The sequence below is a fragment of the Delftia sp. DLF01 genome, assembly GCF_014852125.1.
Lineage (GTDB): Bacteria > Pseudomonadota > Gammaproteobacteria > Burkholderiales > Burkholderiaceae_C > Comamonas > Comamonas acidovorans.
In genome coordinates, this window is record NZ_JACVAZ010000001.1 from 1,241,695 (window position 1) to 1,265,868 (window position 24,174).

Sequence of the window (24,174 nt, forward strand, 5' to 3'; positions counted from 1 at the left end):
ATGGCGCGCATCACCGCATCCGTCTACACCTCGCATGTGCCCGCCATCGGCGCGGCCATGGACCTGGGCAAGGCCGACGAGCCCTATTGGCAGCCGCTGTTCAAGGGCTTCGAGCACTCGCGCCAATGGCTCAAGGACAACAAGCCCGACGTGATCTTCCTGGTCTACAACGACCACGCGACCGCGTTCAGCCTGGACTTCATCCCGACGTTTGCCATCGGCACGGCCGCTGAATACCAGCCCGCCGACGAAGGCTGGGGCCCGCGCCCCGTGCCCAAGGTCGTCGGCCATCCGGAGCTGGCCAGCCACATCGCGCAGTCGGTGATCCAGCAGGACTTCGACCTGACCATCGTCAACAAGATGGACGTGGACCACGGCCTGACCGTGCCGCTGTCGCTGATGTGCGGCGAGCAGGACGCGCGCACTGGCGCCTGGCCCTGCCCGGTGATTCCGTTTGCCGTCAACGTGGTGCAGTACCCGGTGCCGTCGGGCCAGCGCTGCTTCAATCTGGGCCGGGCCATCCGCCGCGCCGTGGAAAGCTTCGATGAAGACCTGAACGTGCAGATCTGGGGCACGGGTGGCATGAGCCACCAGCTGCAGGGCGCGCGCGCGGGCCTGATCAACAAGGAGTGGGACAACCGCTTCCTGGACCTGCTGATCGAGAACCCGGCCGGCCTGGCGAAGATGCCGCATATCGACTACGTGCGCGAGGCTGGCTCCGAAGGCATCGAGCTGGTGATGTGGCTGATCGCGCGCGGTGCCATGGCCGATGTGGATGGCCCCGCGCCGCTGCCCAAGGTCAACCACCGCTTCTACCATGTGCCGGCATCGAACACCGCTGTCGGACACCTCATCCTGGAGAACCCCCAATGAGCAACAAGACCATCAAAGTCGCCCTGGCGGGCGCCGGTGCCTTCGGCATCAAGCACCTGGACGGCATCAAGAACATCGACGGCGTTGAAGTCGTCTCCCTGGTGGGTCGCGAGCTGGCCAAGACCCAGGAAGTGGCCGACAAGTACGGCATCAAGCATGTGACCACCGAGCTGGCTGACAGCCTGGCTCTGCCCGAGGTGGACGCCATCATCCTGTGCACGCCCACGCAGATGCATGCCGCCCAGGCCATCGAATGCCTGAAGGCCGGCAAGCATGTGCAGGTGGAGATCCCGCTGGCCGACAGCCTCAAGGACGCGCAGGCCGTGGCCGATCTGCAAAAGCAGACCGGCCTGGTGGCCATGTGCGGCCACACGCGCCGCTTCAACCCCAGCCACCAGTGGGTGCACAAGAAGATCGCGGCCGGCGAGTTCAACATCCAGCAGATGGATGTGCAGACCTACTTCTTCCGCCGCACCAACATGAACGCGCTGGGCCAGGCCCGCAGCTGGACCGATCACCTGCTGTGGCACCACGCTGCCCACACCGTGGACCTGTTCGCCTACCAGGCCGGCAGCCCCATCGTGAAGGCCAACGCCGTGCAAGGCCCCATCCACCCGGAACTGGGCATTGCCATGGACATGAGCATCCAGCTCAAGGCCGCCAATGGCGCCATCTGCACGCTGAGCCTGTCGTTCAACAACGACGGCCCGCTGGGCACCTTCTTCCGCTACATCGGCGACACCGGTACCTACATCGCGCGCTATGACGATCTGGTCAACGGCAAGGAAGAGAAGATCGACGTTTCCAAGGTTGATGTCTCCATGAACGGCATCGAGCTGCAGGACCGCGAGTTCTTCGCCGCCATCCGCGAAGGCCGCGAGCCCAATTCCAGCGTGGCCCAGGTGCTGCCCTGCTATCAGGTCCTGCACGACCTCGAGCAGCAACTGCAGGCCTGACCCGCCCGGCGAGCCGTCGCAGCGCACCATGTTTCCATCCGGAGTACCGCAATGACCGATTCCTCCTCCAGCAGCCGGGAAGACGTGCCCGAGGCGTCCAATCGCCTCGGGATCGACGGCATAGAGTTCATCGAGTACACGACCAGCCAGCCCCAGGCCCTGGGCCAGGTGCTGGAGGGGCTGGGTTTTCGCCCCGTGGCGCGGCACCGCTCGCGCGAGGTGACGCTGTACCGGCAGGGGGACATGAACCTGGTGGTCAATGCGGGCGCTGCCGATGCGCTGGCCAATGCCGCCTCGGACGGGCAGCCCGTCATCTCGGCCGTGGCGCTGCGCGTGCAGGATGCCCTGCAGGCGCATACGCGCTGCATCGAACTGGGAGCCTGGGCGGCGCCCAGCCAGGCCCAGGCGATGGAGCTGCACATCCCGGCCATCCACGGCCCGGGTGGCAGCCGCTTCTACTTTGTCGATCGATGGCAGGAGTTCTCCATCTACGACATCGATTTCAAGCCCATCGCCGGGGCCGATCCCCATCCGCCGGCGCTGGCCGGCCTGGGCTATTTCGGCGTGGTCCAGTACATAGGGCGTGGCCGCAGCGCCGACTGGATCACCTACTTCGAACGCATGTTCGACTTCCACCTGCTGCCCGATGCGCAGCGCTTCGGCATCCTGCCCAAGGGCAAGCTCATGCGCAGCCCCTGCAAGCGCTTCCTGTGGCAGCTCATCGAGCCCGATCCGGGCCTGGAGTGGGACGACATGCCCGAGCGCCTGCAGCGCATCGGCCTGGGCACCACCGACGTGCCTGGCGCCGTGCAGGCGCTGCGCCAGCGCGGCGTGGAGTTCGTGGAATCGAGCCGCCTGCACCCCGATGACCGCGGCGCGCTCACGCGCAACGCCATGGGCACCGTGGTGTTCGAGCTTGTGCACCGCGACGCCTAGCGCAAAGCCTGGCGCGCCGCCGTCCGATTCAACCGCCGATACACACAACGATCCTGGAGGGCAACATGGGCTTGCTGGACAGCTATGGCATGGACACCATCACTCTGAATGGCTCGCTGGAGGCCAAGCTCGACGCCATCCGGCGCGCGGGCTTCACCCAGGTCATGCTCAGTGCGCGCGACCTGGCCGGCCACCCGGGCGGCGTCAAGGCGGCAGCGGCGGCCGTGCGCGCCAGCGGCCTGCGGCCCACGGGCTTTCAGGTGCTGCGCGACTTCGAGGGCCTGTCCGATCACCTGCACCACTACAAGGTGGACATCGCCAAATCCATGCTGGAGATGTGCGCCGAGATCGGCAGCCCCGTGCTGCTGGCCTGCTCGTCCACCTCGCGCCATGCCACGGGCGATCTCGACGTGATTGCGCGCGACCTGCGCAAGCTGGCCATGCTCGGCATTCCGCTGGGCGTGAAGATCGCCTACGAGGGCCTGTCCTGGGGCCGCTCCGTCAATGAGTTCACCACCAGCTGGGACGTGGTCTGCCGAGCCGACACGTCCAACCTGGGCATCGGGCTGGACTCCTTCCACATCCTTGCCGCCAAGACGCCGCTGGACGCGCTGGAGCTGATCGACCGCGACAAGATCTTCCTGGTGCAACTGTCCGACTTCATGTGGCACGACGCTCCCACCTTCGAAGAGCGCATGGCCACGGCGCGCACCTTCCGCGTGTTCCCGGGCGAGGGCGTGCACAGCGAGCGCCTGGCCGACCTGGTGCTGCGCCTGGACCGCCTGGGCTACCGGGGCGACTACAGCTTCGAGGTCTTCAACGACGACTACCAGCAACTGCCGCTGGACACCGTGGCCGAGCGTGCGCGCCGCAGCGCCCTGTGGCTCAACGACGACGTGCTGCACCGGCCCGTGCCGCTGCCGGCCTGGGCGCGCACGGGCGTGAGGGGCTCGTCGGTTTGACGGCAAAATGGGCCTTCGACATTGCAAGGGAGCGCTGGCCGCTCCCTTGCTTCTTTTCCCTGTGAGAAAACCATGACCAACCTGTCCACACGCCACCTGGGTCCCTTCTCCGTCAGCGCCGTCGGCCTGGGCTGCATGAACCTCAGCCACGCCTATGGCCATCCGCCGTCGCCCGAGCAGGGCAGGGCCGTGCTGCATGCGGCGCTGGATGCCGGTGTCACCCTGTTCGACACGGCGGCGCTGTATGGCTTCGGTGCCAACGAATCCCTGGTCGGCCCCGTGCTCAAGTCCCACCGCAACCACATCACGCTGGCCAGCAAATGCGGCATGGCCGGCGTGCGTGGCGATGACGGCGTGGTGCGCCGCGTGATCGATGGCCACCCCAAGACCCTGCGCCGCAATTGCGAAGACAGCCTGCAGCGCCTGGGCACCGATGTCATCGATCTCTACTACCTGCACCGCTGGGACCGCCGCGTGCCCATCGAGGAATCGGTGGGCGAGATGTCGCGCCTGGTGGAAGAGGGCAAGGTGCGCGCCCTGGGCCTGTCCGAGATCGGCGCCGACGCGCTGCGCCGCGCCCATGCCACCTTCCCCATCGCCGCGCTGCAAAGCGAGTATTCGCTGTGGTCGCGCAATGCCGAACTGGGCACGCTGCAGGCCTGCAAGGAACTGGGCATTGCCTACGTGGCCTTCAGCCCGCTGGGCCGCGCCTTCCTCACGGGCAAGCTCCAGGAGGTCGATGGCCTGGTCAAGGGCGATATCCGCGCCGCCATGCCGCGCTTCGCGCCCGAGGCCTATGCGAAGAACCTGCAACTGCTCGCGCCCATGCAGTCCATTGCCGAGCGCGCCGACTGCACGCTGGCCGAGCTGGCCATCGCCTGGGTGCTGCACCAAGGCGAGCATGTGATTGCCCTGCCGGGCACCACCAGCGTGGACCACCTGCACGAAGACCTGCGCGGCGGCGCCGTGCGCCTGGATGCGGCCCTGCTGGCCGAACTGGACGACCTCTTCAAGCCCGAGCGCATCCAGGGCGACCGCTATGCCGTGGCCTCGCAACGTGAGGTGGATACGGAAAAGTACGCGTTCGAAACCGTCTGAACACGCCGCAGGCCGCTCATGTCATGGATGCGGCCAGGTCGAATGGCGCCGTGGGCGTGCCCTGGTGGAAGCGCATCTGCCAGCCCAGGGCCGTGCGCAGCCAGACCGAGGAGCGCAGCGTATGCCGGCCGGCCGTTCCATCCTCGGCCACGCTGGCCGAGCGGTAGGTCAGCAGCGCGCTGTCCGGTCCCAGGCGGGCCAGCGCAAAGCCGCCTGACACCAGCCGGGCAGGGACCCCTGCTGGCAAGGCGGCCGCCAGGCTGTCCACGGTGGCGGCCCGGTCGTGCACGCCGCCCGATCGGCCGAATTCCAGGAAGTCTTCATGCAGCAGCGCCTGCAGCTGGCCTGCGTCCGCGCGCACCTGCGGATCGTGCAGCCGCACTTCCAGTGCGTGCAGATGCTGCAGCAGATGGTCGTCGCCGCCATGCATGTCCAGGTCAGGAAGTTGCGCTATGGCCATGTTGTTCACCATCAGATCAGATCCCGCATGGCCTGCGCCGTCTCGCGCAGCATGGGCAGCACGCGCGCCACGGCGTCCTTGCCGGTCTCGCGGCCCATGGGCATGGTGATGTTGAGGGCGCCGGCCAGCGCGCCGTGGCGGTCGCGCAGCGGCACGGCAATGCCGCGCGAGTCCAGGTTGAGCTGCTGCTCGCACAGCGCCCAGTCCTGGGTGCGGATCAGGGCCAGCTCGCGGCGCATTTCGGCGGGGCAGGTGATGGTGTGCGAGGTGAAGACCGTCAGCGCGCGGTTGTCCAGCCAGTGCTCCAGCTCGGCGTCGCTGCGCATGGACAGCATCAGCATGCCGGCCGCCGTGACCTGGGCCGGCACGCGCGCGCCCAGCACGTAGCCGGTATTCATGTTGCGGTTGGGTCCGTTGCGCGCGATATAGACCACCTCGTCGTCGTCCAGCACCGCCAGGTAGGCGGTTTCATGGGTGCCGGCCGCCACGCGCTGCAGGAACGGCTGGACGATGCGCGGCAGCCGCGCCGACTCCAGGTACGACTGCCCCAGCCGCAGCACGCGCGGCGTGAGCCAGAACAGCTTGCCGTCCCCCGCCACGTAGCCCATGTGCTGCAGCGTCAGCAGGTAGCGCCGCGCGGCGGTGCGCGTCATGCCCGTGCGCTGGCCGGCCTCGGCGGCCGTCATGCGCGGGTGGGCGTCGTCAAAGGCTTCGATGATCGATACGCCGCGTTCCAGTCCGGCAATCCAGTCGCGCTCGGCGAGGGTGGAAGGTGTTGTCATGACGGTTTTGATTTTTCCGTATTAACCCTGGGTGCGTGCGATTATCGAACAGCGCGGTGCGATCAGCGCACATGCCCCTGGAAATTGGCTTGGGCAGATCCATAGGCGGGAACTACATTTTTTACATCCCGCTGGCCTGGCCGCAAGCATCCATCACTTGCCGCAGCGGGGATCTTTTGCCTGGAGGAGACAACACATGAGCGCAACACCGGTACATACGCAGTCAACGCAGCACCAACCCAGGAAGGCCGCAACCAGCGGCTGGATAGGCTCGGCCCTGGAGTACTACGATTTCTTCATCTACGCCACGGCTGCGGCGCTGATCTTTCCGCAGATCTTCTTTCCGCAGGGTGATCCGGCGATTGCCATCATCGCCTCGCTGGCCACCTATGGCGTGGGCTATGTGGCGCGGCCCATCGGCGCCTTCGTGCTGGGCCACCTGGGCGATACGCACGGGCGCAAGCAGGTGCTGGTGTGGTGCATGTTCCTGATGGGCTTTTCCACCATCGCCGTGGGGCTGCTGCCCACCTATGACCAGGTCGGCCTGTGGGCGCCCGCGCTGCTGGTGCTGATGCGGCTGATCCAGGGCTTTGCGGTGGCCGGCGAGATCTCGGGCGCCAGCTCGATGATCCTGGAGCATGCCCCGTTCGGGCGGCGCGGCTTCTTCGCCAGCTTCACGCTGCAGGGCGTGCAGGCCGGCCAGATCCTGGCAGCGGCCGTGTTCCTGCCGCTGGCGCACTACATGCCCACCGAGCAGTTCAACAGCTGGGGCTGGCGCATTCCCTTCATCCTGAGCTTCGTGGTCATCATCGCGGGCTGGATCATCCGCCGCGAGGTCAACGAGACCCCGGCCTTCACGGCAGCAGGCCGCAGCGAGTCACGTCCGCGTTCGCCCGTGGTCGAGGCCTTCCGCCACCATTCGCCCGACATGCTGCGCGTGGTCTGCATGGCGCTGATGAACGTGATCCCCGTGGTGGCCACCATCTTCGGCGCGGCCTATGCGGTGCAGCCCGCCTACGGCATCGGCTTCGCCAAGGACATGTACCTGTGGATTCCCGTGGTGGGCAACATCGTCGCGGTGCTGGTGATCCCCCTGGTGGGCAACCTGTCCGACCGCATCGGCCGGCGCCCGCCCATCATTTTCGGCGCGCTGCTGTCGGGGCTGCTGGCCATCGGCTACCTCTACGCCATCAGCACGCGCAACATGCCGCTGGCCTTCGCCATGTCCATCCTGATGTGGGGCGTGGTCTACCAGGGCTACAACGCGGTGTTCCCCAGCTTCTACCCCGAGCTGTTCCCGACGCGCACACGCGTCTCGGCCATGGCCATCTCGCAGAACGTGGGCACGGCCATCACCGCCATGCTGCCCGCGCTGTTCACGGCCGTGGCGCCTCCGGGTTCCCAGAACATCTGGCTGACGGTGGGGCTGATCGCCTTCGGCATCACCGTGGTCGCAGCGCTGGCCGCCTGGAGCGCCCGCGAGACCTACCGCGTGCGCATGGAAGACCTGGGCGAGGCCGGTGCGCAGCCTGTGGACCCAGCCGAGTACGAGCGCCTGCGCACCCAGGCCCTGGCCCAGTCCGGCCGCTGAATTGCACACGCCACATTCCGCCAACCCAAGCATCCGAAAGCCCAGGGAATGATTTCCGGAAAAACCACCCTCATCGCGCACATCGGCGATCCCACCGAGACCTTCAAGTCGCCCATGATCTACAACCCGTGGTTCGACGGCCGGGGCATAGACGCCTGCGTCGTGCCCATGGGCGTGAAGGCGGCGCATTTCGCGCCGGACTTCGCGGCCATCATGCGTTTCACCAACCTGCGCGGCGCGCTGATCACCATGCCGCACAAGGTGTCCGTGGTGGACCTGGTGCACGAGGTCACGCCCGCCGTGCACATTGCAGGCGCCTGCAATGCCGTGCTGCGGCGCGAGGATGGCTCGCTGCTGGGCGACCAGTTCGACGGCGCGGGCTTTGTGCGCGGCGTGCTGCGCAAGGGCCGGCAGCTGCAGGGCGCGCGGGTGCTGATTTCCGGGGCGGGTGGCGTAGGGTCGGCGATTGCCGCCTCGCTGGCGGCAGCCGGCGTGGGCGAGCTGATGCTGTTCGACACGCGGGCTGAGAGCGCGCAGGCCCTGGCCGGGCGGCTCGCTGCCTACTACCCGAGGATGAAGGTGGGCACGGGCTCCAGGGACCCGCAGGGCTTCGACGTGGTCGTCAACGCCACGCCGCTGGGCATGAAGGCCGATGACCCGCTGCCTTTCGATGTGCAGCGTATCGCGCCCACCACCTTTGTGGGCGAGGTGGTGATGAAGTCCGAGTTCACGCCCCTGCTGCGCGCCGTGCGCGACAAGGGCTGCGACTTCCAGGTGGGCACGGACATGCTGTTCGAGATGATTCCCGCCTACCTCGAATTCTTCGGCTTCGGCAGCGCCACCCCCGACGAGCTGCGCGCCACCGCCCACATCTCCTACTGATCCAGCCGACAGACAACCGGCCCTGAATGCGTCCAGGGCAGGGCGCAGCCACGCCCGAAAAAGCATTTTTCACAGAGAAGGAGACAAGACCATGCAACAGCAAATGCACCAGACACCGCGAGTGCCGCAGCGCGGGGCCCTTCGCATCCTGGCCCTCGCCACCGTGCTGGGCGCCTGGGGCGCGGGCGCCCACGCCCAGTCCTCGGTCACCATCTACGGCAGCGTGGACCAGTACATCAACCACATGCGCAGCAGCTCGGGCGCATCCATGACCACGCTGGAGGACGGTGCCCTGCTGCGCAGCCGCCTGGGCTTTCGCGGGCAGGAAGACCTGGGTGGTGGCCTGTACGCGAAGTTCCAGCTGGAGATGGGCATCAACGCCGACAACGGCACGCAGGCCGACAGCACGCGCGGCTTCGACCGCCAAAGCTGGGTGGGCCTGGGCGGCGGCTGGGGCGAGGTGCGGCTGGGCCGGCAGAACACCGTGATCTTCGGGCGCGGCGACTACATCGACTTCACCTCGCGCACGTTGGGATCGATGGTCAACAACTTCGGTGTGCCCTCGCGCTTCGACAACGACATCTCCTACACCTCGCCGCGCATGGCCGGCTTCCTGTTCGAGGCCCACTACGCCATGGCCGAGACCGGTGCTCCAGCGCGCCAGGCCATCTACCAGCTGGGCCTGGACTACCTGAACGGCCCCTACCGCGTGGGATATGCCGGGCTGTATGCGCGTGCGCCGCAGAACGCGGCCTATACCGACGCGGTCCGCTACGACAACCTCTACGCCAACTACGACTACGGCAAGGGCAAGGTCCAGCTGGCCTTTGTGCGGTCCAACAACAGCACGGCAGGCTCGGCGGGCAACAACACGGGCACGGTGCTGGGCAATGTGGGCGGGCTGGTTGCGGGCACGAATGCCGATGTGCGCCGCTTCTACCGCGTCTGGCAGCTGTCGGCCGACTACCGCGTGACGCCGCAGCTGCGCGTGGGCGCACTGTGGGGCCGCATACAGGATGGCTCGGACAGCGGGCGCGGCGCATCGGGCGGCGCGGTCGCGGCCTACTACGACCTGTCCAAGCGCACCATGCTCTACGCGGTGGCCGAGCAGTTGAAGAACGACCGCAATGCGGGCTTTCGGCTGGCGGCCTCGGGCGGCATGAAGCCCAACTTCACATCGGCCGACGACGTCAACGGCCGCACCATCAAGGGCGTGCAGCTGGGCGTGCTGCACCGCTTCTGAGGGGCATGCCATGGCACAGCTGCACCCGCTTCGCATTGCCGTGGCCGGCGCCGGCGCGATCGGCCAGGCGCATATCGCCGCCATCGGGGCCCAGGCGGATTGCCGCCTGTCCGCCATCGTGGACCCGGCGCCCGCAGCCCGGGAGCTTGCCCAAAGGGCCGGAGTGCCGCTGTGGCGCGACCTGGGCGAGCTGATCGCCCATGACCGGCCCGACGCCGTGGTGCTGGCCACGCCCAACCGCCTGCATGCCCCGCAGGCGGCGCAGTGCATGCATGCGCGCCTGCCCATCCTGCTGGAAAAGCCCGTCACCTCCACCGTGGCCGAGGCGCAGCGCCTGGCCGCGCTGGCCGAGCGCAGCGGCGCCCGGGTGCTGGTGGGCCACCACCGCGCCCACAGCCCGATCATGGCGCGGGCCGCAGCCCTCATCGCCCAGGGGCGGCTGGGCCGCCTGGTGGCCGTGACCGGCGCGGCCCTGTTCTACAAGCCGGACGCCTATTTCGAGGAAGGCCCCTGGCGCCGCGAGGCCGGGGGCGGCCCCATCCTGCTCAACATGATCCACGAGGTCCACAACCTGCGCATGCTGTGCGGCGACATCGTGGCCGTGCAGGCCTTCGCCTCGCATGCCACGCGCGGTTTTGCCGTGGAAGACACGGTGGCCATCAACCTGCGCTTTGCCAGCGGTGCGCTGGGCAGCTTTGTGCTTTCGGACACGGCCGCCAGCGCGCGCAGCTGGGAGCAGACCTCGCAGGAGAACAAGGCCTATGCCAGCTATGAGGACGAAGACTGCTATCTGGTGGCGGGCACCATGGGCTCGCTGGCCATACCGAGCATGCGGCTGAAGACCTATGCATCGGCCGGCCAGCGCTCCTGGAATGAGCCCTTCGACCTGGATGTGGCCGCCGTGGAGCGCGAAGACCCGCTGGTGCGCCAGATGGCGCATTTCGCGCAGGTGGCGCGCGGCCTGGCACAGCCGCTGGTCAGCGTGCACGACGGCCTGCGCAACCTGCAGATCACTGAGGCCATTGCAGAGGCTGCCCGCATGGGCGCCGCCATCGACACCACGGCGTGACCCGGGCACCACCGGCGCGCCATCCTCCATCCATGACATCAAGCCACGGAGCCTCCATGAAAAAGATCCTGATGCTGCACGGCATCAACCACAACATGTTCGGCCAGCGCGACCCTGCCCAATACGGCACGGTCACGCTGGCCGAGATCGACGCCTCGCTGCGCAGCCTGGGCAGCCAGCTGGGCTGCGAGGTGGACAGCTTCCAGACCAATTGCGAAGGCGCCATGTGCGATCGCATCCACCAGGGCTTTCGGGACGGCGTCGATGGCGTGCTCATCAACGCCGGCGCCTGGACGCACTACAGCTACGGCATCCGCGACGCGCTGGCCATGCTCACCGTGCCCGTGGTGGAGATCCACATGAGCAACATCCATGCGCGCGAGCCCTTCCGCCACCACTCGGTGTTTGCCGATATCGCCCGGGGCCAGATCTGCGGCTTCGGCGCGGACAGCTATCTGCTGGGCCTGCGGGCCGTGCTGTCCGCCGTCGCATAGGATGCATGGCGCACAACTGGCCATGTATCGTCCTTCGAACTCCCTCGCTCGACGCGCTGCATGCCGTGACCAGGCTTCATTGAGATGAACTTCGCCGATCCCGGCCCGCGCCGCTCCGTTTCCTTTCTTCTGCTGCTGCCGCTGCTGCTGGCCGCGCAGCCGGTCGCCACCGATGGCTATCTGCCGGCGTTGCCCGAGATCGCGCGCGACCTGGGCTCGGCCAGCAGCAGCCTGACCGTGTTCATGCTGGCCTTCGGTGTCGCCCAGCTGGTGTGCGGGCCGCTGGCCGACCGCTTCGGGCGCCGGCCCGTGCTGCTGACGGGTTTGGCCTGCTACACGGCAGCGGCGGCCGGCTGTGCGCTGGCAGGCAGCGCGGACGCACTGGTGGCCTGGCGCGCCGTGCAGGGCGCGGCCATGGCGGCCATCCTGGTGTGCGCACGGGCTGCGGTGCGCGACCTGTATCCGGCCCATGAAGGACCGCGCATCATGGCCCGCGGCCTCACAGGCCTGGGACTGGTGGCCCTGGTGGCGCCGATTGCCGGTGCATGGGGAGTCCAGGCCAGCGGCTGGCGCTGGGTGCTGGTGGCGATGGGCGTCTACTCGCTGGCTTTGCTGGCACTGTGCTGGCGCACTTTCAGCGAGACGCGGCAAGCGCCTGCGGAGTCTGCCCCGGTCATCGCATCCGTATCCGTATCCGTATCCGCTGGCGGTGTGCGCCAGGTGATCGCCGACCCCGGCTTTTGCGCCTGGACGGCACTGGCCGCAGCCACCTACGGCGGCATCTTCTGCTTTTTGCTGCTGTCGCCGATGGTGTACGTCGACCTGTTCGGCCTGTCGCCCGTGCTCTACGGCTGGATTCCAGCGGGCGGCTCGCTGGTCTACATCCTCGGCATCACATGGTGCCGGCGCCTGCTGTCGCGCCGCGGGCCGGTGCGTACGGTGCAACTGGGCGCTACGCTCAGCCTGCTGGGGCCGTGCATCCAGATCGCCGGCTGCGTGCTGGCGCCGAACTCGCCCTTTCCACTGCTGCTGGGGCACGCGGTGTATGCACTGGGCCATGGCCTGCACCAGCCTTGCGGCCAGGCGGGCGCGGTGGGTGGCCTGCCGCCGCAGCTGGCCGGGCGGGCCGTGTCGTGTTCGGGCTTCGCGATCATGTGCGTGGCCTTCTGCGCCGGCCAGTCGGCGGCGCAATTTGTCGATCCGACCATGCGCCACGGTGCCTGGCCGATGGTGTTGCCCATGGCGCTGGCAGGCGTTGTGCTGGTCCTCATCGCCTTTGTCTGGCTGCCGTGGCTGTACCGGGTGCGGTCAGCGCAAAGGGTTCAGCCCCGGTCATGACACCGTTTATGCATCCGCGCGGTATTCCCCCCGATGCTTCATGAACCGGTGGTAGGACATGCGCAGGTGCAGCTGCATCACCTGGCGTGCCAGCTCCCCATCCCTGGCACGTATGGCGATCACCAGGTCGCAGTGGTGGTGCAGGCTTTGCACCAGCTCTTCGGGCGTGTAGATGTAGAACGACCGCTTGATGATCGGCATGTCGATCATCGTCGCCAGCATGGTCTTGAGGCGCGGCGAGCCCGATGCCTCGATCAGCGCGTGGTGAAAATCCCGGTTGGCTGACTGCACCTCGCCAATGCCGTCGTGGCCAGCGGCAATGCCGGCCTCCATGCGCTGGTTGCTGGCCTCCAGCTCATCGGCCAGCCCCTCGCCGCCGCGTGTGGCCGCGAGGAATGAGGCGTACGGCTCCAGCAGCATGCGCAGCTGGAAGGTTTCCTCCACATCCCAGTCGCTCCACTCCGACACGCGGATACCCTGGCCCGCGCCATCGGTGGCCAGGCCATCTTCCACCAGGCGGTGCAGCGCGTTGCGCACCGGCGTGCGGCTCAGCCCCAGGTCGCGGGCAATGGGCTCTTCCTTGAGCTGTTCGCCGGGTCGGTAATGGCCGCCGATGAGCCGCTGCCGCAGAACCTCGTACGCCTTGTCTTTCACGTTTTGCACTGTGTTTGCACCAGGTGGGTGGGGATGGTGTGCCGATTCTAGGTGACGACGGAGGGGCTCGCTGCGCCGCGCTTCATTCGGAAAAATACAAAACAAGTACAAAAATACGCAGTTCTACGGGAAATCTCTATGAGTGGATCTGGGATGCACTCCATAGACTGCGCTTAATGTTTTAAATTTGTACTTTTATGAAGTTCGCAATACTGGGTGGTGGAATGGTCGGCACCTGCTACATGCAGGCCTTTGTGGAGCAGGGGCACAGCCTGGTGGGCCTGTGCGACCTGCAGCCCAACGCTGCGGTGGCCGACGCCGTGCAGGCCGCTGGTGCGCAGTTGCATACCGCGCCCGGTGCCTGGCTGGCCGAGGCCGACGTGGTGGTGAGCGCCGTGTTCGGCACCGTGGCGCGCAGCCTGTTCGAGGCCTGCCTGCCCCATCTGCGCGATGGCGTGGTGTATGTGGACATGACCACGGCCGACCCGCAGGAGATGCGCGAATGCGGCGAGCTGGCCCGGCGCGTCGCCCGGGGCAGGGCGGTGCACTTCGTGGACGTGGCCATCACCGGCGCGGTCAACCTGGGCGGCAGCAAGACGCCGCTGCTCGTGGCCGGTGGCAAGGCCGGTTTTGTACAGGAATTGTTCTTGCCCCTTGGCGGCTCCGTTCGCGTGGTGGGCGGACAGCCGGGCGATGCCGCCGCGCTCAAGCTCCTGCGCAGCATCTACACCAAGGGGACCGAGGCGCTGGCCGTGGAGTGCCTGGTGACGGCCCAGCAGATGGGCCTGCGCGAGCAGCTGCATGCCGTGCTGCAGGACATCGACGAGACACCGCTGCGCACGCTGATGGAGTCCATGGTGCGCACGCACATCCCGCACTCCGCACGCCGCCGCAACGAGGTGGCCGAGGCCCGGCAGCAGATGGCCCGCAACGGCCTGGCGCCCATCGCCTCGCCCGCCGTCGAGGCGCTGTTCGCCGCCACGGCCCGGGCGCATGCGGCGCAGCCGTTCACCGGCACCTCCACCGACGAGGCCATCGATTGGCTGGGCAGCCACGTGCTCGCCAGCCAAGCCTGATCAACGTACCCCTGCGCCAACCGACACCACCAAAGGAGACATCCGTAATGACGACCTCGACCCGACGCCGCCTGGCCCTCGCCGGCCTGCTGGCACTGACCGCTGCCGCCATGGCCCCGGCCCATGCCCAGGGCACCTATCCGCAGCGGCCCATCAGGTTCATCGTGCCCTTTCCGGCCGGTGGCGGCACCGACAACCTCACGCGGCTGGTCGGCACCAAGCTCACCGAGGCCCATGGGTGGGCCATCGTGGTGGAGAACAAGCCCGGTGCCGGTGGCAACCTGGCTCTGGACCAGGTGGCCAAGGCCCCCGCCGACGGCCTGACCCTGGTGATGGCGCAGACCGACAACGTGGTGCTCAACCCGCTGCTGTACTCCAAGCTCACCTACAACCCCGACAAGGACCTGCGCGCCGTGGCCCTGGTCGCAGCCGGCCCGGCCGTGCTCGTGGTGAATGCCGATTCGCCGTACAAGTCCCTGGACGACATCGTCCAGGCGGCGAAGAAGGACCCCGGGCGCCTGAGCTTTGCCACGCCGGGCACCGGCACCATTTCGCACCTCATCAGCGAGGCCTGGCAGAAAAGCTCGAATGTGAAGTTCACCCACGTGCCGTTTCGCGGCATGGCGCAGGCCATGCCCGACCTGCTGGGCGGGCGCATCGACATGTACATGGGATCCGTTCCCACGCTGCTGTCGCACATCCAGTCGGGCAAGGTGCGCGCCATCGGCGTGACCACCGCGAGCCGCTCCAAGCTGCTGCCCGACGTGCCGACCTACACCGAATCCGGCATCAAGGGCGTGGAGCTGGCCAGCGTGTGGGGTGTGATGGCCCCGGCCGGCACCTCCGACGCCATCGTCAAGCAGCTCAACGAAGCCATCAACAAGGTGGTGAACGCACCCGACACGGCCAGGAAGATCGCCGACTCCGGCGCCGAGCTCATCACCGGCACACCGCAGGACATGGCCAGGCTCTACGCCAGCGACCGCGCACGCCTGGCACCCATCGTCAAGAGCTCTGGCACCACGCTGGATTGAGCGGCACGGCTTTCATTCCATCCACTCTGAGTACCTCACCATGATCGGTCTTCAAATTCTGAAGCGGCAACGCGCTGTCAGCCTTGATATTGCCAGGCGCTATCTCGACGTGCCTGTTGCCAACGTCAGCGACTGCATGGCCCGCATGACGGCTGGCGGCGCGCGGTTGCGCCCCATGCACGGCGGCGGGCGCATGGCCGGCCCTGCGTTGACCATCAAGACACGCCCGGGCGACAACCTCATGCTCCACAAGGCACTTCAACTGGCCAGCCCAGGTGACGTGATCGTGGTGGATGCGGGCGGCGACCTCACCAACGCACTCATCGGAGAAATCATGGTGGGAGACGCCATGCGTCGCCAGCTGGGCGGCATCGTGATCAATGGCGCGATCCGGGACGCGGCATGGATTCGTGCTGGCAGCTTCCCGGTATTCGCCGCGGGCGTCACGCACCGCGGACCCTACAAGGACGGCCCGGGCGAAATCAATGTGCCTATCGCCATCGATGGCATGGTGATCGAGCCCGGTGACCTCATGATTGGCGATGACGATGGCTTGCTGTGCGTACCGTATGCGCAGGCGCAGGCCTTGCTGGATGCAGCACACGGAAAGCAGGTCGTTGAGGCCAGGATGGTGGCCGACATCGCTGCCGGTACCTACAGCGCGCCATGGATAGACGAGACGCTCAAGCGTCTGGGGTGCCCGATTCAGCCGTAGGGCCGGCGCTGCATCACCCATCCGGCACCCATCCGGCACCCATCGCTCGTCCGCCTCAGGCCTCGGCCAGCGCCTTCAGATGGCTTTCCAGGCCACCCGTGCCGCTGGCCGCGTTCACATGGTCGAAGTAGCCGTACCAGCCGCTGGCCTTGATGCCCGCCAGCAGGGCATCGCGGGCGGCGGTATCGGGAAAGCGCCAGATGCCCAGGAAGCGGTGCGGGCTGGCCTGGTCCAGGCCGCGCTCGGTCTCGTCCAGGGCCAGCACCTGCACACCCATGGCAGCCAGCCCGCCCATGGCGCTGGAAACCCCTTCCAGAAACTGCTGGCGCTGCGCGGCGGGCAGGGCCAGCCAGGCGGGGTTGGGGGAATAGAGCTCGACCAGATAGTGGGACATGGTGTTTCCTGGGGTTGAGGCGCTGTGCGCCAGGTGTGGTGTCGGCATATTGTATGGCGGCTAATCATATATTTTCCTGATGAAACACCTTGGAGGGAAATGCTGCCACCGCCGTCCTGGCGACCGGTCGGCCCTACACTGGCGCATGCACGAATTCAGGGTGATGGTTGTCGGGGGATATGGCTTTTTCGGCAGCCGGCTGGTGCGCCGGCTGGCACGGCAGAAGGCGCTGCACATCGTGGTGGTGGGCCGCTCGGGCGCCAAGGCACAGGCCTTGGTCGATGCGCTTTTGCCCGATGCCCATGCCGGGCTGTCCGCCGTGGCGGTGGACGCCATGGACCCGGGGCTGCAGGCCCGGCTCCAGGAGCATGGCATCCATCTCCTCATCCATACCTCAGGCCCTTTCCAGGGGCAGGACCATCGCGTGGCACAGGCCTGCGCCCATGCGGGTGTGCACTACGTGGACTTGGCCGATGGCCGCGACTTCGTCGGCGGCATCACCGCCCTGCAAGCCGCTGCGCTGGCCCGGGGCGTGCTGCTGACCAGCGGGGCCAGTTCCGTCCCCGCACTGTCCACGGCGGTGGCCGATCGGCTGGCAGGCGGCATGGCCTGCGTGGATTCCATCGACATAGGCATCAGCCCCGGCAACCGCACGGAGCGCGGCCTGTCCACGGTGGCCGGCATCCTGAGCTACTGCGGCAAGCGCCTCGCGTCCGCTGGCCCGCAGCCGGTGTTCGGCTGGTCGGGCAGCTGGCGCCACCGCTATCCCGAGCCTGTGGGGGCGCGGCTGCTGTCGCCCTGCGATGTGCCTGATCTGGTACTGCTGGCACCCCGGTATGCGGGCAAGCCTGGCGTGCGTTTTGGCGCGGGGCTGGAGTTGGCATTTCTGCACAGGGGCATGAATGCCATGGCCTGGCTGGCGCGCCTGGGCCTGGTGCGCGACTGGTCGGTGCACGCCGCGTGGCTCAAGCGCGCGGCGGACTGCTTCAAGGACTGGGGCAGCGATGCGGGTGCCATGCATGTGTGCGTGCGTGGGCGGGACGCACAGGGCTTCGTGCAGGAGCGCGTCTGGGTGCTGGTCGCCGGGTCGGGCGACGGCCCCTATGTGCCCACGCTGGCCGCCTCGGCCCTGGCGCGGAAGCTGGCGGCAGGCCAACTGCCCGCCGTGGGCGCCATGCCCTGCATGGGCCTGCTGACCCTGGAGGATTTCGAGCAGGAGGCCCGTGGCCTGGACATCCGCATGAGGGAGATCCATCCATGAGCCGGAGGCTGTCCATGTACGAGCAGGCCATGGGCGAGCGCTTTGCCCGGCTGGACCCCGCCGTGCAGGCCTTCCACCGCCTGACGGGCCGCCATGAGCTCCATGGCTGGGTCCGCACCCAGGCGCCGCAGTCCCTGGCGGCCCGGCTGCTGGCGCTGTGTCTGGGCACGCCGCTGCGCGCCAGCGAGGGGCCCATCCGCTTCGCGCTGCATGCCCAGCCCCAGCGTGAGGTCTGGACCCGCCACTTTCCCGCGCAGACCATGCGTTCCAGCCTGCGCCTGCAGGACGGGCAGATCATCGAATCCCTGGGCGCAGCGCGGCTGAGCTTCGGGTTGGAGGCCGATGGCAATCGGCTGGTGATGCGCCTGCGCAAGTTGCGCTTTCTGGGCATGGCCTGCCCGGCCTGGCTGGAGCCGCGCATCGTGGCCGAGGAGCGCGGCGAGGGGGATCGCCTGCATTTCCACATCGAGGCAGCCGTGCCCTGGGTGGGCGTGGTCGCCAGCTACAGCGGGCATCTGCAATTGCCCACGGTGCGGCAAGACACTTCAGTGCCCAAGGAGGGCGAATCATGATTGTGGTGTTCGACGGCCAATGCCTGCTGTGCAATGGCTGGGTGCAGTTTCTGCTGAGGCACGACAGGCGCGGCAGGTTCCGCTTTGCCTCCATCCAGGGCGAGGCCGGCGGCAGGATGCTGGCCGATGCAGGCCTGCGGGTCGAAGGTCTGCAGACGCTGCTGCTGGTGGATGGGGACCGTTCCTGGCAGCACACGGACGCCATCCTGCGCGTGCTCCATGGCCTGGGCTGGCCCTGGCGGCTGGCATGGGCGGCGTGGCTGATTCCCCGCCCCCTGCGCGATGGGCTGTACCGCTGGCTGGCCCGCAACCGCTACCGCTGGTTTGGCCGCAGCGCGCAGTGCATGGTGCCCGATCCGCAGGTGGCCGCGCGCTTTCTGGACTGAGCGGCTGCGGCCCGCCTGCACGCAGACGTCCACCAATCATTTCTGCTTTGCATATGCGGCAGGCGTGTTTGCGCCAAGCGGAGTCGGCCCTTAGGCTGGCGCGCTTTGCCAGCACCATGTCCAGCCCTGCCACAAGCTCCCCTTCCCAATCCGGCGCATTCGCCACTTCCCCCCAACCCGCCACGGCGTTGCACCGCGCAACGCCCGTCACGCTGGCGGCCGTGCTGGAGCAACTGCCCTCGGCCCAGGCCCGATGGGCGCGCGCCGCAGGCTTTGATGCGCAGCCGGGCCGCATCCTGCTGTTGCCCGGCATGCAGGCTGAAGTGCAGAGGGAAGGGCAGGGCGATGGCACTGCCCTCGCTGGCGTGCTGGTCGGCGTGGACCCGGATCAGCCGCTGTGGCAGCTGGCCGGCCTGCCGGCTGTGCTGCCGGCCGGCACCTATGCGCTCGCCGATGCGGATGAGGCTCAGAGGCCGCATCTGCTGCTGGGCTGGGCACTGGGCGCGCTGCCATCGACCCGCCAGGCGCGGCAGTCGGATGCGGCAACCGCTCCATCACTCGCTCTATCACTCGCTCGGTTGGTGGCAAGCCCCGATGAGCAGGCCGCCGTCGCACCAATGGCCGCAGCCATTGGCGAGGTGCGGCGGCTGGTCAACCTGCCTGCCAACCAGCTGGGTCCCGAACAGCTGGCCCAGGCCGTGGCCGACCTGGCCGCGCGCCATGGCGCGCGCTACCGGCAATGGGTGGGCGACGAACTGCCTGCCGCAGGCTTTGCCCTGGTGCACGCCGTGGGTCGGGCGGCGGCCCAGGCGCCGCGCGTGGCCGAGCTGACCTGGGGCGATGCCGCGCTGCCCCATGTGGTGCTCATCGGCAAGGGCGTGTGCTTTGACTCCGGCGGGCTGGACCTCAAGCCCGCCGCAGGCATGCGCTGGATGAAGAAGGACATGGGCGGCGCCGCACACGCCCTGGCCCTGGCCGATCTGCTGATGCAGGCGGGCCTGCCCATCCACCTGAAGCTGCTGGTGCCTGCGGTGGAGAACGCCGTGGGTGCCGGTGCGCTGCGGCCCGGCGACATCATCGAGGCCGGTGACGGCCGGCGCGTGGAGATCGAGAACACCGATGCCGAGGGCCGGCTCCTGCTGGCCGATGCGCTGCACCACGCCATTCGCAGCGCGCCCACGCCGCCCGCGCTGCTGATCGACCTGGCCACGCTCACGGGCGCTGCGCGCATGGCGCTGGGGCCGGACCTGCCCGCGCTGTTCAGCAACCATGACGGCTGGGCCGATGCCCTGCTGGCCCAGGGCCGCGCGCAGGCCGACCCGCTGTGGCGCCTGCCCCTGTGGGCGCCGTACCGCCGCATGCTCCGCTCCGACCAGGCCGACCTGCTCAACGCCGCCAGCACGCCGCAGGGCGGCGCCATCACGGCTGCGCTGTTCCTGGAGAGCTTTGTGCCGCCCGAGCTGCCCTGGCTGCACCTGGACCTGTTCGCCTGGAATCTGGAGGAGCGCCCCGGCCGGCCCAGGGGCGGCGAGGCCCAGGGCCTGCGCGCGCTGTACGCCCTGCTGTCGCAGCGCTTTGCATCTGCGCGCAGCGCATTTGCATAGGCGCAATCGGGCTTTGCGGCGGGCTGGTGGCTCCACACAATCGGCCGTCTGGTGCAGCCGGCGCGGCACCCGCCGCCGCCTTCCTGCGATCTTGTTCCGGCTGCCAGGACACTTCATGACCCAAAGACGCTTCCTGCCTCGCCTTTCCCTGCTGCGCACCCACTTGCGCACCCTGCGAACTTCCGCACTGCTTACCGCCCTGGCCGCAGCCCTGCTGTGCGCACCGCCCGCCCAGGCCGAAACCCTGCGCTGGGCGCGCTCCACCGACGCATCCACGCTGGACCCGCACGCGCTGAACAACGGCCCCAACCACAACCTGCTGCACCAGATCTACGAGCCGCTGATCATCCGCACGGCCGATGGCAAGCTGCTGCCCACCCTGGCCACGTCCTGGGCGCTGACTGCCGACCCCTCGGTCTGGGAGTTCAAGCTGCGCAAGGGCGTGAAGTTCCATGACGGCAGCCTGTTCACGGCCGACGACGTGCTGTTCTCGCTGCGCCGCGCGCGCTCGGCCACCTCGGACATGCGCTCGCTGCTGACCTCGATCACCGACGTGACCAAGGTCGATGCCTTCACCGTGCACATCAGGACCAACGGGCCCAACCCGCTGCTGCCGGCCAGCCTCATCAACATCCAGATCCTGAGCGCCGCCTGGGCCAAGGCCCATGGCGCCGAGCAACCGCAGAACGCGCTGGCCAAGGAAGAGAACTACGCCACGCGCAACGCCAACGGCACGGGGCCCTACGTCATCGCCTCGCGCGAGCAGGACACGCGCACCGTGCTGCGGCAGTTTCCCGGCTACTGGGGCAAGGGGCTGTTCCCGCTGGAGATCGACGAACTGGTCTATCTGCCGATCAAGTCCCAGGCCACGCGCGTGGCGGCGCTGCTGTCGGGCGAGGTGGACTTCGTGCAGGACCTGCCCATCCAGGACATTGCGCGCCTGAGCGCCGACCCGCGCTTTCGCATCAACCAGGCCGCCGAGAACCGCACCATCTTCCTGGGCCTGAACGTGGGCACCGCCCCGCTGGCGCATTCCGATGTGAAGGACAAGAACCCGCTGGCCGACCTGCGCGTGCGCCAGGCCTTCCAGCTGGCCATAGACCGCCAGGCCATACAGCGCGCCGTGATGCGCGGCCTGTCCGTGCCCACCAACATCATTGCGCCGCCCTTTGTGCACGGCTACGAGAAATCCTTTGGTGCCGTGGGCAAGGCCGACCTTGTACAGGCCAGGAAACTGCTGGCCGAGGCCGGCTATCCCAACGGCTTCGGCATCACCCTGCATTGCACGAACGACCGCTACCTGAACGACGAGGCCATCTGCCAGGCCATCGCCGGCTTTCTGGGCCGCATCGGCGTGAAGACCGCCGTGTCGTCCCGGCCGCTGGCCATCCAGACGGCGGCCATCAACAACCAGGAAACGGATTTCTACCTCTACGGCTGGGGCGTGCCCACCTATGACTCGGCCTATGTCTTCGACTACCTGGTGCACACGCGCGGCAAGAATGGCCGGGGCAACACCAATGCCACGCGCTACAGCAATGCCGAGCTGGACAGCCAGATCGTCTCCCTGGCCTCCGAGGGCGATGCGCGCAAGCGCGATGCCACCATCCACTCCATCTGGAGCACGGTGCAAAAGGAGCTGATCTACCTGCCGCTGCACGACCAGATCCAGACCTATGCCATGGTGCGCAAGTTCGACATCCCGGTGAATCCGTCGAACACGCCGTACTTCAAGCTGTTCAAGCAGCCCGGTGCGCGCCAGGCTGCGGTGGCCGGCGCGCAGTGATGCCCGCGCATTCATGAGCGCGATTGCGCAATCGCCGCACAGGTCTCAGCAATGCCTGCGGCCATCGCTCCTACGCTTGCACCCTTGTCAATGCAGGAGTGCAGGCGGATATGGACTGGATGGTGTTGGGGCTGCTGGCCGGCCTGGTGTTGGGGGCATATGACTTTCTGACCAAGCTGGCGCTGGGGGAAAAGTCCGTGCTGGAGGTGGTGTTCTGGTGCTCGGCGCTGGGCGCGCTGCTGTGGCTGCCTTTCGTGGCGATGGGCGATTCCTCGTCCGCCGCGCTGGACCTGCGCCAGCAGATGCTGCTGCTGCCCAAGTCGCTGATGATGGTGGCCACCTGGGTGCTGTCGTACTACTCGGTGAAGGCCTTGCCGCTGTCCATCTCTGCGGGCGTGCGTGCCAGCGGGCCGCTGTGGACGGCGCTGGGCGCGGTGCTCCTGCTGTCCGAGCAACTGGGCTGGTGGCAATGGCTGGGGCTGGCGGTGTCCATGGCCTCGTACTACCTGTTCTCCCTGGTCGGCCGGAAGGAGGGCATAGGCTTTGGCCGCAATCTCTGGGTGCTGTGCATGCTGGCGGCCACGCTGCTGTCTTCGGCCAATGCCCTGTACGACAAGCACATTCTGGCCACGCTGCGCATGGACCTGGTGGCCGTCCAGGCCTGGTCTGCGCTGCAGCGCGGCGCCCTGGCTTTGCTGCTGTTGCCCTGGATCTGGCGCGGGCTGGAGCTGCGCAGCCTGCTGGGGCGCAACTGGGCCGTGCCCGCCATTGCGCTGGCCTATGTGCTGGCCGAGTCCATCTACCTGGCCGCCGTGCAGATGGAGGGCGCGCAGATTGCCGTGATCTCGGTGCTGCGCCGCGCCAATCTGGTCATGGTGTTTGCGCTGTCGGCACGGTTCTTTGCCGAACGCCATCTGCGGCCCAAGACGGCGGCCATGGCGGGCGTGCTGCTGGGCATTGCGCTGACCATGGCGCGCTGAGGATGTGAGGGCGTGAACGTGTGAACGTGCGAAGCGTGAACGCGGGCGGCGGCGGCCGGCTATCCGGCCTCGGCCGCCACCGCACGAATCCAGTCCATGACGGCTGCGCCATGGCGCGAGACCATGGCGCGCTCGGAAGCCAGCAGGAAATAGCTCTGGCTGCAGGGGATGGCCGTGTCCGAGACGCGCACCAGGCTGCGCTCGGCCAGCAGGCGCTGGACCAGGGAGCGGCGGCCCAGCGCAATGCCTTGCAGGTTCAGCGCCGCGTCCAGCATGAAGCCCGTGTCCGAATAGCTGAGCTGGCGCTGGGCTGACGAGATGCGCAGGCCCGCGGCCTGCAGCCAGGGCTCCCAGGGTTGGCGGCTGTGCGAGAGCAGGTTGGCCCGCCGGAACAGCCCGGCCAGATCCAGGCCTTCGAACTGCTCCAGGTAGCGTGGCGCGGCCACGGCAAACCATTCGTCGTCCAGCAGGCGTTCGCAGTGGAATGCCAGAGGTGCCTGAGGAGCCTGGTGTGCAAAGCGGATGGCGATGTCCGCCTCGCCCTGCTGGAGGTTGACGGTGCGCGTGGTCGGATCGATGGCGATGGAAACGTCCGGGTGGCTGCGCTGAAAGGCCGTGAGCGACGGCACCAGCCGCAGCCGTGCGAACGAGGGCAGGGCGCTGATGCGCACCACGTCGCGCCCCTGCACCAGGCTGCCGAAGGTGGTCTCCAGCGCCTGCAGCGGGGCGCGGGTCTGCTGGTGCAGCCAGGCTCCCTCGGCGCTGAGCGTGACCACGCGCGTGGTGCGGTGGAACAGCGGGGTGCCCAGCAGCTTTTCCAGTTCGCGGATGCGGTGGCTGACGGCGCTGTCCGAAAGGTTCAGTTCTTCGGCCGCCTGCTTGAAGCTCTGGCTTCGCGCCACGGCATCGAAGGCGGCGATGAGGTGAAGGGGCGGGATGTTGCGCATGGCTGGCCGGCATCGTACTGGAGCCGGGCGCGCCGGTGGCCGGCGCCTTCATCCATGCTCTCATTTTTTGCAAACAGTGAC

At 67.8% G+C, this 24,174-nt stretch carries 25 protein-coding genes; 20 read left to right on the forward strand and 5 right to left on the reverse strand.

The genetic code is table 11. The features are described 5' to 3' along the window. From IB269_RS05390 to IB269_RS05410, 5 genes are all read left to right on the forward strand, one after another. A complete protein-coding gene (locus IB269_RS05390) occupies positions 1 to 873 on the forward strand; it encodes a class III extradiol dioxygenase subunit beta (protein WP_192366579.1) in 873 nt (290 codons plus the stop codon). Beyond that, a complete protein-coding gene (locus IB269_RS05395) occupies positions 870 to 1,829 on the forward strand; it encodes a Gfo/Idh/MocA family oxidoreductase (protein WP_192366580.1) in 960 nt (319 codons plus the stop codon). The genes IB269_RS05390 and IB269_RS05395 overlap by 4 nt, the downstream gene beginning before the upstream one ends. 51 nt (positions 1,830 to 1,880) lie before the next feature. Beyond that, the gene (locus IB269_RS05400; protein ID WP_012206245.1) at positions 1,881 to 2,765 is read left to right on the forward strand and encodes a 4-hydroxyphenylpyruvate dioxygenase; all 885 of its coding nucleotides are present in this window, start codon (positions 1,881 to 1,883) and stop codon (positions 2,763 to 2,765) included. 65 nt (positions 2,766 to 2,830) lie between these two features. After that, complete coding sequence (locus IB269_RS05405) at positions 2,831 to 3,727, forward strand: sugar phosphate isomerase/epimerase family protein (RefSeq protein WP_192366581.1); 897 nt, start codon at positions 2,831 to 2,833, stop codon at positions 3,725 to 3,727. Positions 3,728 to 3,799: 72 nt separating this feature from the next. Then, the gene (locus IB269_RS05410; protein ID WP_192366582.1) at positions 3,800 to 4,825 is read left to right on the forward strand and encodes an aldo/keto reductase; all 1,026 of its coding nucleotides are present in this window, start codon (positions 3,800 to 3,802) and stop codon (positions 4,823 to 4,825) included. A 16-nt stretch (positions 4,826 to 4,841) separates the two neighbouring features. Here IB269_RS05410 and IB269_RS05415 read toward each other — a convergent pair whose 3' ends face one another. Next, entirely contained in the window at positions 4,842 to 5,285 is a 444-nt protein-coding gene (locus IB269_RS05415; RefSeq protein WP_225613964.1) for a DUF4440 domain-containing protein, read from the reverse strand. Between the two features lie 11 nt (positions 5,286 to 5,296). Further along, entirely contained in the window at positions 5,297 to 6,067 is a 771-nt protein-coding gene (locus IB269_RS05420; protein WP_192366584.1) for an IclR family transcriptional regulator C-terminal domain-containing protein, read from the reverse strand. Positions 6,068 to 6,263: 196 nt separating this feature from the next. Between IB269_RS05420 and IB269_RS05425 the strand changes: the two genes are divergently transcribed. The 6 genes from IB269_RS05425 (at position 6,264) to IB269_RS05450 (ending at position 12,684) form a co-directional block, all read left to right on the forward strand. After that, on the forward strand, positions 6,264 to 7,658 hold the full coding sequence (locus IB269_RS05425) for an MFS transporter (RefSeq protein WP_192366585.1): 1,395 nt from the start codon (positions 6,264 to 6,266) through the stop codon (positions 7,656 to 7,658). 48 nt (positions 7,659 to 7,706) lie between these two features. Next, positions 7,707 to 8,540 carry a shikimate dehydrogenase family protein gene (locus IB269_RS05430; RefSeq protein ID WP_013801827.1) on the forward strand — a complete coding sequence of 278 codons (834 nt, stop codon included), beginning with the start codon at positions 7,707 to 7,709 and terminating at the stop codon, positions 8,538 to 8,540. A 91-nt stretch (positions 8,541 to 8,631) separates the two neighbouring features. Beyond that, positions 8,632 to 9,783 carry a porin gene (locus IB269_RS05435; RefSeq protein WP_192366586.1) on the forward strand — a complete coding sequence of 384 codons (1,152 nt, stop codon included), beginning with the start codon at positions 8,632 to 8,634 and terminating at the stop codon, positions 9,781 to 9,783. 10 nt (positions 9,784 to 9,793) lie between these two features. Further along, positions 9,794 to 10,852 (forward strand): Gfo/Idh/MocA family protein, encoded by a 1,059-nt coding sequence (locus IB269_RS05440; protein WP_016451444.1) that lies wholly within the window; start codon positions 9,794 to 9,796, stop codon positions 10,850 to 10,852. A gap of 56 nt (positions 10,853 to 10,908) precedes the next feature. Further along, entirely contained in the window at positions 10,909 to 11,346 is a 438-nt protein-coding gene (gene aroQ / locus IB269_RS05445; RefSeq protein WP_016451445.1) for a type II 3-dehydroquinate dehydratase, read from the forward strand. An 84-nt stretch (positions 11,347 to 11,430) separates the two neighbouring features. Further along, positions 11,431 to 12,684, forward strand: coding sequence for an MFS transporter (locus IB269_RS05450; RefSeq protein WP_192366587.1), 1,254 nt, complete (start codon positions 11,431 to 11,433; stop codon positions 12,682 to 12,684). Positions 12,685 to 12,690: 6 nt separating this feature from the next. Here the strand turns inward: IB269_RS05450 and IB269_RS05455 are convergent, their stop codons facing one another. Continuing rightward, the gene (locus tag IB269_RS05455; RefSeq protein WP_012206234.1) at positions 12,691 to 13,347 is read right to left on the reverse strand and encodes a GntR family transcriptional regulator; all 657 of its coding nucleotides are present in this window, start codon (positions 13,345 to 13,347) and stop codon (positions 12,691 to 12,693) included. A 188-nt stretch (positions 13,348 to 13,535) separates the two neighbouring features. Between IB269_RS05455 and IB269_RS05460 the strand changes: the two genes are divergently transcribed. From IB269_RS05460 to IB269_RS05470, 3 genes are read left to right on the forward strand one after another with little or no spacing between them, the layout of a single operon-like run. Next, positions 13,536 to 14,414: an NAD(P)-dependent oxidoreductase gene (locus tag IB269_RS05460; protein ID WP_192366588.1), complete on the forward strand. Its 879-nt coding sequence runs from the start codon at positions 13,536 to 13,538 to the stop codon at positions 14,412 to 14,414. 47 nt (positions 14,415 to 14,461) lie between these two features. Continuing rightward, positions 14,462 to 15,448: a Bug family tripartite tricarboxylate transporter substrate binding protein gene (locus IB269_RS05465; RefSeq protein ID WP_097202018.1), complete on the forward strand. Its 987-nt coding sequence runs from the start codon at positions 14,462 to 14,464 to the stop codon at positions 15,446 to 15,448. 40 nt (positions 15,449 to 15,488) lie between these two features. Continuing rightward, positions 15,489 to 16,163: an RraA family protein gene (locus IB269_RS05470; RefSeq protein ID WP_088164352.1), complete on the forward strand. Its 675-nt coding sequence runs from the start codon at positions 15,489 to 15,491 to the stop codon at positions 16,161 to 16,163. A gap of 55 nt (positions 16,164 to 16,218) precedes the next feature. Here the strand turns inward: IB269_RS05470 and IB269_RS05475 are convergent, their stop codons facing one another. Continuing rightward, complete coding sequence (locus IB269_RS05475; RefSeq protein WP_192366589.1) at positions 16,219 to 16,557, reverse strand: DUF6616 family protein; 339 nt, start codon at positions 16,555 to 16,557, stop codon at positions 16,219 to 16,221. Between the two features lie 145 nt (positions 16,558 to 16,702). On the opposite strand from IB269_RS05475, the gene IB269_RS05480 reads away from it, so the two are divergent. The 6 genes from IB269_RS05480 to IB269_RS05505 all read left to right on the forward strand — a co-directional run bounded on the left by IB269_RS05480 (position 16,703) and on the right by IB269_RS05505 (position 23,146). Continuing rightward, on the forward strand, positions 16,703 to 17,818 hold the full coding sequence (locus IB269_RS05480; RefSeq protein WP_034395709.1) for a saccharopine dehydrogenase family protein: 1,116 nt from the start codon (positions 16,703 to 16,705) through the stop codon (positions 17,816 to 17,818). Then, positions 17,815 to 18,390, forward strand: coding sequence for a DUF4166 domain-containing protein (locus tag IB269_RS05485; protein WP_043821221.1), 576 nt, complete (start codon positions 17,815 to 17,817; stop codon positions 18,388 to 18,390). Before IB269_RS05480 ends, IB269_RS05485 begins: the two co-directional genes overlap by 4 nt. Beyond that, positions 18,387 to 18,776, forward strand: coding sequence for a thiol-disulfide oxidoreductase DCC family protein (locus tag IB269_RS05490; protein WP_013801838.1), 390 nt, complete (start codon positions 18,387 to 18,389; stop codon positions 18,774 to 18,776). Before IB269_RS05485 ends, IB269_RS05490 begins: the two co-directional genes overlap by 4 nt. 116 nt (positions 18,777 to 18,892) lie before the next feature. Continuing rightward, on the forward strand, positions 18,893 to 20,380 hold the full coding sequence (locus tag IB269_RS05495; protein ID WP_192366590.1) for a leucyl aminopeptidase family protein: 1,488 nt from the start codon (positions 18,893 to 18,895) through the stop codon (positions 20,378 to 20,380). A 115-nt stretch (positions 20,381 to 20,495) separates the two neighbouring features. Next, on the forward strand, positions 20,496 to 22,166 hold the full coding sequence (locus tag IB269_RS05500) for an ABC transporter substrate-binding protein (RefSeq protein WP_192366591.1): 1,671 nt from the start codon (positions 20,496 to 20,498) through the stop codon (positions 22,164 to 22,166). A 110-nt stretch (positions 22,167 to 22,276) separates the two neighbouring features. Next, a complete protein-coding gene (locus IB269_RS05505) occupies positions 22,277 to 23,146 on the forward strand; it encodes a DMT family transporter (protein WP_192366592.1) in 870 nt (289 codons plus the stop codon). 59 nt (positions 23,147 to 23,205) lie between these two features. Here IB269_RS05505 and IB269_RS05510 read toward each other — a convergent pair whose 3' ends face one another. Then, positions 23,206 to 24,093, reverse strand: a complete 888-nt coding sequence (locus tag IB269_RS05510; RefSeq protein WP_034395721.1) for a LysR substrate-binding domain-containing protein — start codon at positions 24,091 to 24,093, stop codon at positions 23,206 to 23,208. Between the last annotated feature and the right edge of the window lie 81 nt (positions 24,094 to 24,174).